Annotated in this window: 12 protein-coding genes; 3 read left to right on the forward strand and 9 right to left on the reverse strand. The window is 44.6% G+C overall.

Going from position 1 to position 15,659, the window contains the following annotated elements; all coding sequences use genetic code 11:
* Nucleotides 1-282 precede the first annotated feature (282 nt).
* A complete protein-coding gene (locus ACLGGO_RS25445) occupies nt 283-2,202 on the reverse strand; it encodes an AAA-like domain-containing protein (RefSeq protein ID WP_446421362.1) in 1,920 nt (639 codons plus the stop codon).
* Nucleotides 2,203-2,644: 442 nt separating this feature from the next.
* Here ACLGGO_RS25445 and ACLGGO_RS25450 point away from each other — a divergent pair, with 442 nt between their 5' ends.
* Entirely contained in the window at nt 2,645-3,244 is a 600-nt protein-coding gene (locus ACLGGO_RS25450) for a DUF4388 domain-containing protein (RefSeq protein WP_446421363.1), read from the forward strand.
* Between the two features lie 91 nt (nt 3,245-3,335).
* On the opposite strand, the gene ACLGGO_RS25455 is transcribed toward ACLGGO_RS25450, so the two are convergent.
* The 5 genes from ACLGGO_RS25455 to ACLGGO_RS25475 all read right to left on the reverse strand — a co-directional run bounded on the left by ACLGGO_RS25455 (nt 3,336) and on the right by ACLGGO_RS25475 (nt 9,006).
* On the reverse strand, nt 3,336-3,752 hold the full coding sequence (locus ACLGGO_RS25455; RefSeq protein ID WP_446421364.1) for a hypothetical protein: 417 nt from the start codon (nt 3,750-3,752) through the stop codon (nt 3,336-3,338).
* An 18-nt stretch (nt 3,753-3,770) separates the two neighbouring features.
* Nucleotides 3,771-4,739: a protein translocase subunit SecF gene (secF, locus tag ACLGGO_RS25460; protein WP_446337269.1), complete on the reverse strand. Its 969-nt coding sequence runs from the start codon at nt 4,737-4,739 to the stop codon at nt 3,771-3,773.
* Between the two features lie 88 nt (nt 4,740-4,827).
* Nucleotides 4,828-6,234 carry a protein translocase subunit SecD gene (gene secD, locus ACLGGO_RS25465; protein WP_446337270.1) on the reverse strand — a complete coding sequence of 469 codons (1,407 nt, stop codon included), beginning with the start codon at nt 6,232-6,234 and terminating at the stop codon, nt 4,828-4,830.
* 263 nt (nt 6,235-6,497) lie between these two features.
* Nucleotides 6,498-7,481 carry a pyruvate dehydrogenase complex E1 component subunit beta gene (locus ACLGGO_RS25470; protein ID WP_446337280.1) on the reverse strand — a complete coding sequence of 328 codons (984 nt, stop codon included), beginning with the start codon at nt 7,479-7,481 and terminating at the stop codon, nt 6,498-6,500.
* Nucleotides 7,482-7,779: 298 nt separating this feature from the next.
* Nucleotides 7,780-9,006 (reverse strand): RRXRR domain-containing protein, encoded by a 1,227-nt coding sequence (locus tag ACLGGO_RS25475; RefSeq protein WP_446421365.1) that lies wholly within the window; start codon nt 9,004-9,006, stop codon nt 7,780-7,782.
* A 384-nt stretch (nt 9,007-9,390) separates the two neighbouring features.
* Between ACLGGO_RS25475 and ACLGGO_RS25480 the strand changes: the two genes are divergently transcribed.
* The gene (locus tag ACLGGO_RS25480; RefSeq protein WP_446421366.1) at nt 9,391-10,695 is read left to right on the forward strand and encodes a septal ring lytic transglycosylase RlpA family protein; all 1,305 of its coding nucleotides are present in this window, start codon (nt 9,391-9,393) and stop codon (nt 10,693-10,695) included.
* A 172-nt stretch (nt 10,696-10,867) separates the two neighbouring features.
* Here ACLGGO_RS25480 and ACLGGO_RS25485 read toward each other — a convergent pair whose 3' ends face one another.
* Both ACLGGO_RS25485 and ACLGGO_RS25490 read right to left on the reverse strand, forming a co-directional pair.
* Nucleotides 10,868-12,736, reverse strand: coding sequence for a PAS domain-containing sensor histidine kinase (locus ACLGGO_RS25485; RefSeq protein ID WP_446421367.1), 1,869 nt, complete (start codon nt 12,734-12,736; stop codon nt 10,868-10,870).
* A 270-nt stretch (nt 12,737-13,006) separates the two neighbouring features.
* A complete protein-coding gene (locus ACLGGO_RS25490) occupies nt 13,007-14,311 on the reverse strand; it encodes an ArsB/NhaD family transporter (RefSeq protein WP_446421368.1) in 1,305 nt (434 codons plus the stop codon).
* 48 nt (nt 14,312-14,359) lie between these two features.
* Here ACLGGO_RS25490 and ACLGGO_RS25495 point away from each other — a divergent pair, with 48 nt between their 5' ends.
* The gene (locus ACLGGO_RS25495) at nt 14,360-14,896 is read left to right on the forward strand and encodes an N-acetyltransferase family protein (RefSeq protein ID WP_446337274.1); all 537 of its coding nucleotides are present in this window, start codon (nt 14,360-14,362) and stop codon (nt 14,894-14,896) included.
* A 186-nt stretch (nt 14,897-15,082) separates the two neighbouring features.
* Here ACLGGO_RS25495 and ACLGGO_RS25500 read toward each other — a convergent pair whose 3' ends face one another.
* Nucleotides 15,083-15,559, reverse strand: a complete 477-nt coding sequence (locus ACLGGO_RS25500; RefSeq protein WP_446421369.1) for a hypothetical protein — start codon at nt 15,557-15,559, stop codon at nt 15,083-15,085.
* Nucleotides 15,560-15,659 lie beyond the last annotated feature (100 nt).

A 15,659-nucleotide genomic window follows, 5' to 3' on the forward strand; every position in this document is an offset into this window, starting at 1 on the left:
AGTGACCTTAAAACTGTTTAACTTTTCGGTTCTAGAGCAGTAGACTAGCGGGAGCATCTACTGGTAGGTCTTGAACACTTGCCGATAACGTAGTCAGTTAAGACTTAGGCTGGTAAGCACAGCTTCAACTTATTTGGCTTTTGCTCCGTGTCTTTAGACCGGGGTTGCTTACGATTCACCAACTCAAAGGAAAACGCTAGTATGATGAATGACATTTAGGGGCAGGGCAGGTTTCACAACTATCGTTTCTTACCTAACCCAGACGCTCCACGCCTTACGTCTCTACCTGAGTGTAACGCGATCGCGCCCCTGTCGTTTTGACACCAACAGTGCTTCGTCAGCCGCCTGCACCAGATTTAATGGATCATCTTCTGGATAAGGGATGATCGCAGCTACACCCAAACTCAGAGTAAGAATTGAGGAATATCCGCAGATGCGATAAGGATCATGGGTAATATTTAAGGCTTTGACATGTTCTCGAATTTGCTCTGCCAATTGTACCGCTTGATACCCCTCCATTTGCGGCACAATTACGGCAAATTCTTCGCCGCCAAAACGAGCAACAAAAGCCCCTGGAGACTTAACGCACTCACGAATTGCCTGGGCGACTTGCTGCAAACAGAAGTCTCCCGTCAAATGACCAAAAGCATCGTTAAAAAGCTTAAAAAAGTCGATATCAGCTAAAATCAGTGCCAGGGGAACTTCTTCTTCAGCTAATCTTTGCCATTCTTGGGCAAGGTGATGGTCAAAGTCACGCCGATTAGCCAGCTTAGTTAAATCATCAATCGTCGATAAATACTTTAACTGTTGATTCTCTTGCTCCAACTGTCCAATACGCGGATCTGTCGGTGATTCCAGGGAGAGTTGCTCCTTAAAATAAAGCTGATATAACTCACAGCGAATTGTCGCCTGATTTCCCTGTAGTGTGATCAGCCCCATACTCTCTAATTGATACGCCGCGATCGCATCTAAATGGACACTCTCTGTTGCCATAACCACCTGTTTCAGCGCCGCCAGTAACTTCGGATTCTTTTCCACTACGGTAAATTGACGCCGCAAATGATGACTATAGACTCCAGTCAGGGTTGGTGCTTCCTCTAATAACTGCGCTAAGGTGAGATCAGAGTAACACAGGTGATAAAGTGCTAATTGAACTAGATAAGGATGTCCTCCCACCATTGCCATCAATTCAGTAGCTTGAAAAGTATCTATCCAATTCAGTTGGTAACGACGGGCTAATTCCTGCACCTGCTCTAACGTCAACTCTGGCAAAAGAATTGGTAGTCCCACATTAAAGGGAGATTGATTAATATTTAATGAAATATCAATTTCCGTCGAATGCACCACAACGAAACGCAATTGCTGTAAGCTCTCATCCAGTTGGGCTTCTTCATGCCAGGAACGTAATAACGGCAGAAACTCGCTGGCAATTGTCTCATACTCGAACAGGCGATTGACTTCATTCAATGCCAGGAGAATCGGCGTGTCAATTTGCTCCAGTAAATATCCTTGAAAATAGAAGGTGCAGCTAACTTTGCTACCAATATCGTCATCCCAATAGTCATCCAGGTTAGGTTTGATCTGCAACTGCCGAGCGACGTTAGCACAAAACCAGCGCAGAAATTTATCTAGGTTTACAAAAATAGATTCATCGGATTGCTGGAAATCGAGATTAACCGCGTGGAACCCTTGGGCTTTAGCGTGAGCGATAATCCGCTGTAGCAGAGAGCTTTTTCCCATCTTCGAGGGCGCTTTGATGCGAATGATACTTCCGGGTTTGTCAATCTCCGCATAAGCGAGTTCTTCGATGGGGGGGCGATTGATGTAAAAGGCTGAGTTGAGCGGTAGGGGACTACCAGGAAATTCTAACCGCTCCGATGTTAGGGTTGGGTTTAACATAGTAGGATTTGAAAGGGCTAAAGGAGGTTGCTCTGAACTATCTCTTTGTCCGTTTAAAATATAGTAATCAAATACAGTATTGATATTATTTTTAGTAATTTTTTGCCCAAAAATATGAGAAAGGCGTTGCCAAAGTTTTGCACCAACATCTCGGATATAACTCTCTTCATACCCGATCTTAGCCGAAATTTCAGTATAGGTTAACCCTTGCCAAGTATAGTGAAAGACTTGTTCTTGAATGTTACTCAGTGGTGGATCACGGAGAATCGTACTCAGTACCGTTAGAGCTTCTGTACTATCCATTTATCATTAAAATTGTGTTACCCAATATTTTATTTTAATGGACATTTCCACAAAAACCAACATTTTCCAACAAAAATGTATATTTTAGAAAAAAATTAACATCCTAAGTACCTGGACATGAATTTTGTTCGCTGTAATAAGAAATGTTAACAAGCGTCAAATCCTTACGATTAAGAGTTCTCTTCTCTTCACGCTCAAGTTTAATTGGGTTCGACTACTTAGAGGAAATTTTAGAACATTATCCAACAGACAAGGAGGAAGGAACTCACTATAGTGAAAACGGGAGATAGTTTTCTCCTATCTTATCCGAATGATTAAGAATAATTTAGTTCGTTTTAATACTTGCTAACGTCCAAAAGGGTAAACAGTTAATGACTATAAAATTAAACCTCTATTGCTATGCTCGACTCCTAGAAAACAAGTACTAATTATCAGGGTTAAAATGATGTGTACTCAAGGCACTTTCACGGATTTTCCTCTACCAACGATTTTTAAGTGGCTCGATCAAGGGCGAAAAACAGGTGTACTATCAATTCACCCCTTAAGCGCTGTCTCATTAGCGCCTTATATAAACTTGCGGTCAAACGTAGTCAATAGAATAGAGGAGACAAGGAAACCAAGTAGATTTCAGAATTATCTCCATCCCCAATCACCAATCCCCAATCACTACATCTGGATTGCTCAAGGTCAAATTGTCGCCGCCGCCAATCGGTGCGATGGAGGGGGTTTGATATCACTGCTGCAGCGTGATCAATGGGTGAGCGATCGCGTCTTAAGCAAATTATTACAGCGTTGCTCCCTGAATCATCAACCCTTGGGGTTATGGCTAAAAAATAACGGAGTCTTGGATAGCGAACAACTCAAACAAATCTTTCATATTCAAATCATCGAGCAAATTGTTCCGATATTTCAACTCAAGGATGCTCAGTTCAAATTTGACTTGAACACTAATCTATCAGCAAAAGAAATGACAGGCTTGAGTATAGCCGCAACCGAAGCCACGATGATGATATCGGGAAAGCTGCAATTTGTTAGTAGGTGATATAGCAGAAGGCGGGGGGAGTAGAGACGTAAGGCGTGGAACTATGGCGAAAAAAAATTCAATTAGAGCTTATTCAAGCCGCATTAGGATCTTAAGTGCGATCGCAAACCCATTTCCACAGGGGATGACTTGGACCTTGATGACAAATCCGACGCACCTGATGCGCCAAGCGCTGTTTTTCGACGGGCGGAATTCCGAATAGAATATTACGACTTTGCCAAACTAAAACCGCCGTCGTCATCCCAATGCAGAGGGCTAGACCTAAAATAGGCAGACGGTTAAATGCAATACTATACCGTAGACCTGACCAGGTAAAATGCTCTTGCAACAACGATAACTCATAACGCCAACCCCAGAGACTAATCGGAGCGACACTAATCCAAAGGATACCCACAAATAACCAACGACCATAAACCGTGAGTTGATGGAGTCGCTGAATTTTTACTCTTAATCTTGGATCAAGGTGATCTGGACTTGTTTGAGAAGTCTGGGTGTCTGGCGGCTCCATTATTAAGGGCAATTCCAATTACATTTTGTCGGGAAATTCAGCTTCGATAACCTGAGTGGCTTGGGTTTGACCTGTGCGCTCTCTCCAGAATGCTAAGAGGGTACTGGCAACAAAAATACTCGAATACGCACCTGCAATAAACCCCACAATTAGGGCTAGGGCAAAATATTTTAGGGTTTCTCCGCCAAACAAGAAAATAGACACTAAGGAGAGTAGGGTCGTTAAGGTGGTATTAATGGATCGGCTTAGGGTTTGATTAACCGCATCATCAACAATTTGATCAATATGTTGGTCGGGATGCTTGGCAATCACTTCCCGGATGCGATCATAAATAACTACGGTATCGTTAACAGAAAATCCAATAATTGTCAAGAGAGCGACGACAAAAAGGCTATCGACCTCTACACCTTGGACTAAACCCAAAATGGAGAAAATGCCCACAGTGACCAAGACATCGTGAAGTAAAGCAATAAAAGCCAAAAAAGCATAGTCAAACTGAAACCGGAAGGAGAGGTAGACAAGAATACCGGCAAAGGATACGAGTAATGCCAGTAAACCGGATGTAAATAACTGCCGTCCCAGGATGGGACCTACGGTATCAATTTGAGTCGATTCGGGATCAAATGCGCCAATGGTTTCACTGAGAGCTTTGCGTAACTCAGTGCGCTGTTCAACATCCAAGGTTTTGGTACGAATCGTCAAGCCTTGTTGTTGAGCACCGATACGCTGAATCGTACTACTACCCAGATCCTGTTCATTGAGAACCTCACGCACCTGTGCCAGGTCTATGGGTTGGTCGCAGTTACCGGGTACAGTACAATCAAGTTCAACCTGTAGGCGTGTCCCGCCAACAAAATCGAGACCGGGGCGCAGAGGGGCTCCTAGCTGTGCCGTGGAAATCGCCATCGAAACGATACCAGCCAAGATAATTACGGCGGAAATTATCCACCAGAGCGATCGCTGTTTGATTACACTAAATTTGGTCATTTGTCATTTGTCATTCGTCAAATTTTTCCTTGCACCTGGAGCATCTGCGTACCTATGCACCCAATCACCCCCTGCACCTAGGGCATTCTTACTGAGACGATACCAGATTCGGACAAAACAGTTCCGGCTTCTGGCGTACCCCAGGAAATCCTAAAACCAACAACAGCATGAACGTGCGAGTACAGGTAACAGCAGTAAACATACTGATGACAACTCCAATCCCTAGGGTAACGGCAAAGCCCTTGACTAAACCTGACCCTAGCCAAAATAGAGCCGCACAAGCAATCAGAGTAGTTAGGTTCGAGTCTAAAATACTGGAAAATGCTCGATAAAAGCCTGATTCCACAGAGCGATACAGGGTTTTTCCCTCGCGTAATTCTTCTCGCGTCCGTTCAAAAATTAGCACATTCGCATCCACCGCCATCCCAATACTGAGAATAAACCCAGCAATTCCCGGAAGAGTTAAGGTGACACCAATCAGGGCAAATGTGGCTAGGGTGAGTAGGGCGTAGATAGTCAAAGCAACATCAGCAATTAAACCGGGGAGACGATAATAGATTGCCATGAACACCAAGACTAAAATTAAACCGCCAATCGCTGCATAAACGCTGCGTTGAATACTATCTCGTCCCAGGGTAGCGCCCACGGTGCGATTTTCCACAATTTCTACGGGTAACGGTAACGCACCACCTTGAAGTTGAGCGGCTAAGTCACTCGCCCTTTGCACATCAAAATTCCCGGTAATTACAGCACCGCCGCCACTAATACCCGTTTCCGCATATTCTGGACCCACGGTGGGGGCGCTGATCAGGGAGTCATCCAGGAAAATCCCAATACTGCGACCGGTACCCGCCAAGTCTCTAGTCAGTTCGGCAAATCCTTGTCCCCCTGCAGCATCAAATCGGATCGCGACTTCCCAACCATTTCCGGCTTGAGTCGGTTGAGCGCGGGCATATTCCAGGTTTTTCCCGGTCACATTTGTCTTCTCAAACAATTGTGCGATCGCGGCGTCCGAGCGTTCCAAAGCCGCTATATTTTCTGCGATCGCCTCTTGATCACCACCTTCTTCACTCTCCAGTAGAGCGGCTTGCTCTAATAGCAGTTCCTGGCGCACCTTTTCTTCAATCAGAAGCTGTGCTTCTGTACCCGGTAACTGCTTGCGGAAATCAAGTTGTGCGGTTCCCCCTAGCACCCGTTCGGCTTGCTGTGGATCATTCACACCAGGGAGTTGTACCAATATTTGGTCTGAGCCAATGGTTTGGACTTGAGATTCAGAAACACCCAGAGCATTAACTCGACGGTCAACTACACTTTTAACAGCCTCCAACTGATCCGGCGAAATTTCGGGAATCTCCTCTGTGGTTTTCACCTGAATCGTCAGTTGTGCGCCACCCCGCAAATCGAGTCCCTGCTGGAGAGGAATCTTCACCAGCACCACAATTGCCAGAATGATCAGGACTAGAATCAGGGCTACTAACGAACGCTGTCTTTGCATAACTGTGACCCGCCGCAACAAATGCTATCTTAATCTGTTTCTACTCATATCTTGCACCATTTTCAGTAAGCCCCTACATTCCCCAAGAATTCAAGTTCTTGACTTATCCATTAAGTCCACGCTTTAGTGGAGCGAAATCCATATCCTCTGATGTAGGGTGGGCAAGAGTTACAAATCTTGAAACGCTTATGGTATCGTTTCTTGCTCTTGCCCACCGCAAGGTCTTTAGGTTTATCACCAATGCTGTCAGATCTCAATTTTAATTAAATCTGCAGTTCCAGCATCTTTTTTACTCCCTCAGCAATCTGCTGGGGTTGGACAATGGTTAAGCTTTCCAGTGTGCCATTATAGGGAGTGGGGATATCTTGAGATGATAGCCGCAAGACAGGAGCATCCAGTTCATCGAAGAACCGTTCATTGATTGATGCAGTCACCTCCGCCCCAATACCACCAGTTTTCATGCATTCTTCCACAATAATTACCCGATGGGTTTTGCGAATAGACGCGCCAATGGTTTCAAAATCCAAGGGCTTCAGGGAAATCAAGTCAATCACCTCTGGATCAAACCCTTCTTGTTCCAGGGACTTCACCGCCTGGGTGACGTGGTGACGCATCCGTGAGTAGGTAAGAATGGTAACATCTTCGCCCTCTCGGACAATTTCGGCTTTATCCAAAGGCAGTACATACTCCGTCTCTGGCAAATCTTCCTTTAAGTTATAAAGGAGAACATGCTCAAAGAACAAAACCGGATTATCATCCCGAATCGCCGCTTTGAGCAATCCCTTGCCATTGTAAGGAGTTGAGCAGGCGACAATTTTTAAACCCGGAACCGCTTGAAAATAGGCTTCGAGTCGTTGAGAATGTTCCGCCCCAAGCTGACGCCCCACCCCACCGGGTCCGCGAATCACCATGGGAATTTTGAAATTACCGCCAGACGTGTAACGCAGCATCCCAGCATTATTGGCAATTTGATTAAATGCCAGGAGTAGAAAGCCCATATTCATGCCTTCAATAATCGGTCGCAACCCCGTCATCGCTGCGCCCACGGCTAAACCTGTAAAACTATTTTCGGCAATGGGAGTATCCAAAACCCGCAGTTCACCGTATTTTTTATACAGATCCTTGGTAACTTTGTAGGACCCACCGTAGTGACCCACATCTTCACCGAGAACGAATACCGTGTCATCACGAGCCATTTCTTCATCAATAGCTGCACGCAATGCATTAAAAAAAAGTGTTTCTGCCATCAATACCTCACCAGAAGCGGCAAATGTCATCCTAGCATTGCCAATGCAACAGGGGAAGCTATAAGGCGGGGAGATGGGGAAGATGAGGGAGATGGGGGAGAATTGCCCAAGCACCAATCAAAGACCTGAAACTGCTTTTGAATTACCTGTTCCCTGTTCTCTGTTCCCTAACGAATGACGAATGACAAATGAAAACTATTTTACTATAAAAATTAAACTATTTAGGTTTTATTAATTAATAATATTTCATAAAACCAATTAGAATTTTCTATTGATAAGCCAGAGCAATAAATTTTGTTCATCGCTTTACCTCGTGAGACCCCAACCTCAGCGAAGCAGGTTGGGGAGGGATAGAGGTCAAACCGAACCACTCAATGTGGTGAGATTTGAACGGTCCAGGTGAAGGCACGACGATTAACCCCGTGCTTCGCTGCAACAACTGGACTTTTTTGGCGCTAAATTGCCCTAGTCGTTTCCAGTTAATATCGCTAACTGAAACTTGTTTCTCGGTGTCTCCAGAACACCAACCGATGTAAGTTTTTCCGGCTTTTTCGGCTATAACTTTGTCACCCTTTCTGAAGCCATGACGGGTAACTGTGCCGCCATACTTGCGCCGTTTACCCCCTTTAGAAGGAACACACAGGTGTAATTGTCTACGGCTAATTGGTGGTCTACGAATTATTGCAAACGGTGCAGGTGTGATTTGAACATCGCCACACCAGCTTCCGTGTTTGGCATTATTCGAGTACCACTCTCGCCATTGGGTAAACTCAAACGCGGCTAAAGTTACGCCGTCAACAGCATGAGTTGCAGGTGTCTGGTTAGCTTTGTTTTTCTTGTCTTTTTCTAGTCCTAACCACTGCCTAAGTTGACTGGTTCCGTTACCGTCTCGTTGCCATCCCCGATGGGTTAAAACGGGGGCTAATTCGGATAGCCAGTTAAGCATTTGCTTTTGCCCCACCATGACTGGAGAGAACCCAACACCAGACCGCGCTGATTTTCGCCCACTGGTTCTATCCACATCAGCCATGACTAATTCATAGTGAATGGCACTAATGGGGAACAGTTTAAACAACTCTTTGACTACCCGTAACTCTAGCTGTTTGTTAGCTCGGATTGAGGGTGGTAGTTTACCCTGTTTTCGGTTATCAAAGCGCTTCTGACGATGGCATCGTTCAGAATAGGGTAGTTTCCGGTTAATTCGTCTACCGCGTCTAGCTCGACGCATTACCCGTCGTAATTCCATCCGTTCCTTAACTGTTTTGAACGGTAAGGCTAGATGTCCCATCCAAAGGGTGAATAAACCCGACTGAACCCCGATCCCGGAATAAAGTTTCCCAGGATCTATGCCTACGGCTATAGGTTGAGTGTTTTCTTGAGTGTCAAAGGTTAACTGAATGCCAAAGCAATCTAAGTCGTTGTGTACCACTTTGGCTTTACCCTCCTTTAGCCAACGTCTAGCACGGCTAGGTTTGGTGGGCATTAGTGGTTTGCCTGATTTTGATAGAACTGGTACTCGTAACATAGGTGATAAACCTCACGAGTGAGTGTGTAGTCCCTTCCCGCATCTAAACTAAGATGTCCTAACTTGCAGGGCGACTTGACAAAAAGTCTTAGAGATAATCCGAACTAGGGAAGTATTCGGAAGTCTGTACCAAGTTTAGACTCAGTGCGGATATTCAACTCTTGCGTTGCTATATTTGTCTCTAGCAATCCCTAACAGAGCAGCGATAGCTAGGTTAGGGTTGTTGAATGTCAAAAAGGCAATCAATCATCAGGTTACTCTGCCTCTAAGAATTGTTTTTGAGTAAATTTTCTTAAAAGGGAGCGCAAAACTACAGATTTCTGTATACTGAATGACTGTGTGAGTGAAGGCAGTGCATTTTACAGCAGGACTATATTCAAGATCATGACTTTTTTTGGACTAGTTTGGACAACATCCTGGGTGAGCTGTTTGCTGGCATCCAGCCAAGGTCTATTCAGAGTACCCGATTATATTGCCAATGCTTTGCCTGCTAAAGTTTTATCCGTTGTTAACAGTCCACTCGAACAACCAACACCTCGTGTTTTTTCATCCCCAGTTTATTCAGAAGTCTGGTCTAACAAGTCTCAAGTAACGGCACTTGCCTATTCAGGATTAACTCATGATTTAAGTTTACCATTTCCCCTCGCCCAGACGGCTACGGTTGCGGCTCATCCATTTAGGGATAGCACAGCTCAACCTGTTACCTGTCCAGCCAAGTCAGATTCCCCGGATGATGGGGGTAAATCCAAATCCATCTATCCTTCTTCATCAGCTTCAGTAAATTATTCATCTGCCAATCGTCTCTCAAATGCTAGTCTACCCCAGAAAATCTGGAAAATGATCGAGAATTTATTTTCTTGGGGTCAACCCGTTGCCTCAAAAGACAAAATCTCGGCTGAGTCCATAGTTGTCATCAGCTCTCATTCTCAAACAGAACCTCGTGGCAGAAACAAGAGTCAGACAAGAAGGGGAAAACGAGGCTTTTTGCAATATACCCAAAGGAGTAATAAACTAGAACATTCAGCAGAGCAGCAGCAATTCCAGGTTGTGGTTAAAGGACGAGCGATTGCCCAATTGCCGACTCAAAAGCAAGCTGAACAGATGGCGCAAAATCTCACGCTGTTGTTTTGTGAGTCATCGGATGTATCTGAGATAAATTCATCGGTACGAGCCATGCTGTCTGATGGAATACCTGTAGTGAAGGCAGGCGATCGCGTATTATTCAAATTGGACGATATCTTAACTAAAGACTTAGATCAGCATCGAGAACTTCTCGCAATTGAATGGGCAAATAATTTGCGTCTAGCTTTAGGGCAATCACCATTAAGTTTGGCAGACGCCCAAAAGCAGATGTACAACTTAGTCGAAACTTCAAATACCATTGAAGGTGTAGCATCTTGGTACGGACCCTATTTTCATGGTCGGTACACGGCGACTGGAGAAATTTATGATCAGCACGATCTGACGGCGGCTCATCCTACCTTACCTTTTGATACCTATCTGAAGGTCAAAAATTTAGAAAATGGTCATAGTGTGATTGTCCGCATTAATGATCGCGGTCCTTATATTCCGGGTAGAACCCTGGATTTATCTCGACAAGCCGCTCGTTCTATTCAAAGTGAAAAGGTCGGAGTTATCCCCTTTGAAGCTACAGTTATGAAACCACGAGAAAGGATGAGGGAGGGATGAGACAGACAAGGAAGATAGGACGGGTGTGAGTCACATCCCTGGTGAGGTAAGAGACGGTAGTAGCGAAACCCGCCCCTACACAATCACGCGCCATGTCCGACTAGCGAGCGCGTTGGGTCACCAATCAACATCACATCACCAGTCAACAAATGACCAATGACATCACCAATCTTTAACTTGGCGTCAATGAAAATTCAGGACGCCTTGTGATTATTGGATTAATCGGAATAGCGATAATAAACTCTGATCCAACACCCGGTTGAGAACAACAAGTTAACTGACCCCCATGATTTTCTACAATAATTTGATAGCTAATTGATAAACCCAATCCGGTTCCCTTGCCCACGGGTTTGGTAGTATAAAATGGATCAAAAAGTTTTTGGCAGACCTCTTGACTCATCCCCGAACCATTATCAGCAATCCGAATCACAGCATGAGGTATTTTTTGGCAATAACTTGCTCCTGGTTTCTTGATACTAATATCTTGAACCTCCGTGCTAAGTCTGATTTGATGGGGAGTATCTCGACCTGAAGCTTCCAATACATCTACAGCATTCGTGAGCAAATTCATAAATACTTGATTAATCTGCCCAGCATAACAATCGACTGGGGGCAATGTGCCATAGTCTTTAATCACAGTAACTTCGGGATGCTCAACGCTAGGTTTCAGGCGATGTTGCAAAATCAAAAGAGTACTTTCAAGTCCTTCATGAAGATCGGCTGGCTTCATTTCATTTTGGTCAGCCTTGAGAAATTTTTGTAAGGATAAAACCACTTGGCGAATCCGGCTAGATCCCACCTTCATTGAATCCAAGAGTTTTGGCATATCTGCCATCAAGAAATCTAGATCAATTTCTGTGATTCGTTTCTGAATATCGGCTATCGGTTGAGGATAGTGAATACCGTAGAGTTCGACTAACTCCATTAAGTCGTGCAGATAACAGATGGCATAATCGATATTGCCGTAAATAAAACTGACAGGATTATTGATTTCATGGGCAACCCCAGCAACCACTTGCCCCAAACTTGACATTTTTTCTGTGTGAATCAGTTTGGTTTGAGCTTGTTGCAGCTTCTGTAATAAATCAGTGACGTAGTGAGTTTCTTCTGCCAACGCTGCTTCAGTTTGCTGGTGTAGGGAAATCTCTTGTTTGAGCCGCTGATTAATTTGCAACAGTTCAGCCGTTCGTTCGGCGACTCGTTTTTCCAACTCATCATTTGTTCGTTTTAGCGATTCCTGAGCGAGTTTGCGTTCTGTAATATCTCGTGTTACCCTAGCAAAACCACGTAATTGTCCGTCTTCCCCACGTAAGGCAGTAATCACAACATTAGCGAAGAATGTTGAGCCATCCTTACGCATTCGCCAACCTTCTTCTTCAACACGACCTTGCTGTGCGGCTATTTTTAAGGACTTACCGGGTTGTCCTTGGGCGATATCTTCAGGGGTATAAAAACAACGGACATGTTGACCCAGAATTTCTGCGGCGTGATATTGTTTAATTCTTTCAGCGCCAGGATTCCAGCTTACGATATTACCCTCTGGATCGAGCATGATAATGGCATAGTCTTTGACGCCATCGACCAATAAGCGAAACCGCTCTTCGCTTTCCCGGTGTGCGGCTTCAGCTTCCTTGCGCTGGGTATTATCACGAGCAACCGCATATAGTAAGTCCTGATTGGGGCATAGGGTGATGTTCCATGACAGCCATTTATAGGAGCCATCCTTGCAGCGGTAGCGATTTTCAAAGGAGACAATTTCCTCACAGTCCTTGAGCTTTTGCAGTTGCTTCAAGGTCATTTGCTGATCCTCTGGATGTACCCATTCAATCCAGGGTTGTGCTTGAAATTCCTGGGTACTATATCCCAGGATTCGCTCACACATCGGGTTAACTTGCTGCCAATAGCCATCAGGACTGGCAATGAAAAACAGATCGAGGGTCAGAGTTAAAAATTTGTCTTGATTACCACAAAACGCATGGTTCTTTTGTGTTATATCTCCCTGAGATTTAAGAATAGGGGGTTCTGCTGTTTGGATGATCATCGATTACTTACCTGATTGATGAGACTCAATTGTGCGAGTGAGAGCAACTCGAAATGGTACTACATTTCTTTCATAGCCTAAACCGACTTGGCTGAGTCGCTATATTATCCGGAAAAGCCTAATAACAGCTTGAAGTCTGAAGTCTGTCTGTTTTTTGGCAAAAGCTGTTTTGGTCAGGCAAGCAGATACACCCTTGAGTTATGATAAAGCTTTTGGATTGTTATCGCTAGGTTTATTTTCTCAAGTAAGAGACAAAAGACAAATCAAAACTTAGACAATTAGCCAGGGAAGCCAGATGGCTAAACTCAGTAAGCTGAGAAATAGAATGGGTAAAGTAAGAATTAGGCTGAGGCGAATATAGTAAAACCAATGCAGGCGCAAACCTTTACGCGCTAAAATCTTGAACCAAATTAACGTTGATAAACTGCCCAGAGGAGTAATTTTTGCCCCAAGGGTACATCCAATTACATTAGCGTACTCCATTACTTCCCGAATGGCTGGATCACTCCCGGTTGTGTCGGAAATTGCTATGGCGTTGAGCAACACGGTGGGTAAATTTTGAAATAGGTTTGATAGCCCAGTTGCGAGAAAGCCTGTTCCTATTGCTGTCAGGGTTAACCCCCAACTGGAGAGGGTTTCTAGCTGATGGGTGATAGCATGACTCATCCCAAAGTAACCTAAACCTAGGACGAAAAAATACATCAGGACGCTAAACCCGATCAATTGCCAGGGAATGTCATGGTAAACCTTGCCCACAGAAATAGTCGGTGTGGTATTGGAGGGAAACCAACGTCCCGCCAATGCTAGCAGAATCAACGCAGCGATCGCAGGAACGATACAAGTTGGCAGAGAATGTTCTTGGGTCATCCAGTATGCCAGAGGTAGACTGCCTAGGATAACCATACCCCATCGACAAACCAACGGATCACGAATGGCATGGTGTGGTGGTGGGAGGTGAGTTAGATCGTAGGTGCATCGAATGTCACGATGGAAGTAGAACCAGAGGAGCGCTAAACTCGTTGCGATCGCGACCAGTGTTACCGGGGTCATGACCAGCACATAGCGAAAACCAGAAGCCCCCAAGTAGTCTACCGCAAGCAGATTGACTGGATTGCTCACAGGGAACAATAAGCTAGCCGCTTCAGTGATAAAACTAACCGTAAATACAAAAGCGAATGCGGTTTTAGCCCCCAAGCGTAGTAGAACAAGAATCTCCATCACCGGAGCAATCCAGATTAATGCCATACCCACATTGGTCAAAACAATCGTTCCCAATGCTCCCAAAAGTGCGAACAAAAGGAACAGTAGACGCCCTTGACCTATCCCCAGAACCGCTAATTGTAGCACTAACCCTCGCCAAAACCCAGCTTGCTCCAAAATCCGGCACAGAATGAGTAGGGCAATCAACGTTATGGTAGTGTTTCCCACCGTTGCACTAATCGCGAGAACCTCGGTAAAGGACACACCGCTAATTGGGGTAAACATCGTCCCTGTCAATGCACCCAATCCGATTCCCAATCCTTGCAGTTGCCAGATAATCAGGATGAGCGTGAAAAGAAAAATCAATAGTGCCACAAAAAGAAGCCTGTTTGAGCGCAGATAACCCTTTAGCATCAATATTCTATGGTTTGTCGCCCTAATCCTGTCTTAATGTATATCCGTGACGCCACTGAGGCAGATTTGCCTGCGATCGTGGAGATTTACAATTCGGCTGTCCCCAGTCGTATTGCCACCGCCGATCTGGAACCTATCTCGGTTGAAAGCCGTATCGCTTGGTATCAAGAACATACACCAACCAGACACCCCCTTTGGGTCATGGACTGCCATGAACGATCTAATTCTACAGGTCAAATTGCTGGGTGGCTCAGTTTTCAGTCTTTCTTAGTACGCCCAGCCTACCATGCTACAGCTGAACTTAGCGTCTACGTGTCTCCTGATTTCCGGCGTCGAGGGATAGGAGAACAACTGCTGCAACGAGCCATCAAGCACAGTCCCAAGGTAGGACTCAATACTTTAGTTGCCTTAATCTTTGCTCACAACCAACCCAGCCTGCAACTCTTTCAAAAATATGGCTTCCAACGCTGGGGTTATTTACCTCAAATAGCGGATATGGGTTCAATTGAGCGTGACTTGGTAATTATGGGACGTCGAGTATGTTGATTTATCATTTGTTATTCGTCGTTCGTCATTTGTCATTTGTTGATTGAGGAAAGGTAGATACGTGCTTTTGAAGCGTCTGTAGGGGCTGGTTTAAGGACAAGCACTAATTGTTTTACCTAACTTTTTGGCAAAACCCGCCCTTATTCAGTTTTAATTTATAGCAGTCGCCATCCTGTTCCCTGTTCCCTATTTCCTGTTCCCTTTAATTACCTTCTCAACCAAATCAGGATGACGAATTCTGACCCAATCCGGAAATGCTAGATACGGATCATCAGTTAGCTGACGTTTTAACAGCTCAATGATATCATCTACTTCATTGACCAAATCAAATACAAAAATATTAAATTTCATCGTCTGATTGACATTAAAATCCAGTGCCAAGAAATGTTCAATGTCAATATCTTTTCCTAATCCCAAAACAAAAAACTTAATATCTTTATGATCCTCAATTTTGGTACATGCTGAAGAAATACATTGAACAAAGCCCTCTTCGTCATCAAACTGACCATCCGTATAAATAATAAAAAAGGCTCCCTTCCCCTTAGGTTTTCCTTCGGTTAAGTAGGTGTTTACACAATGATTTAAAGTCGGAGAAACAAAGGTTTTGGTTTTGGGTTTATTTTTGACAAACAGCTTCCAAACTTGAGATGCATCGTTAATCACAATGGGTTGAGGTTTAACTGTTTGTAAGGATTCAGGTTCACCCTTGTGAGTGAAAAGGTTGCCTTGATTATTAGGGGTGGAGCCAGAGTCTTACCCAAGA

It is taken from the genome of Coleofasciculus sp., from assembly GCF_046565525.1.
In the GTDB taxonomy this organism is placed as follows: Bacteria; Cyanobacteriota; Cyanobacteriia; order Cyanobacteriales; family Coleofasciculaceae; genus Coleofasciculus.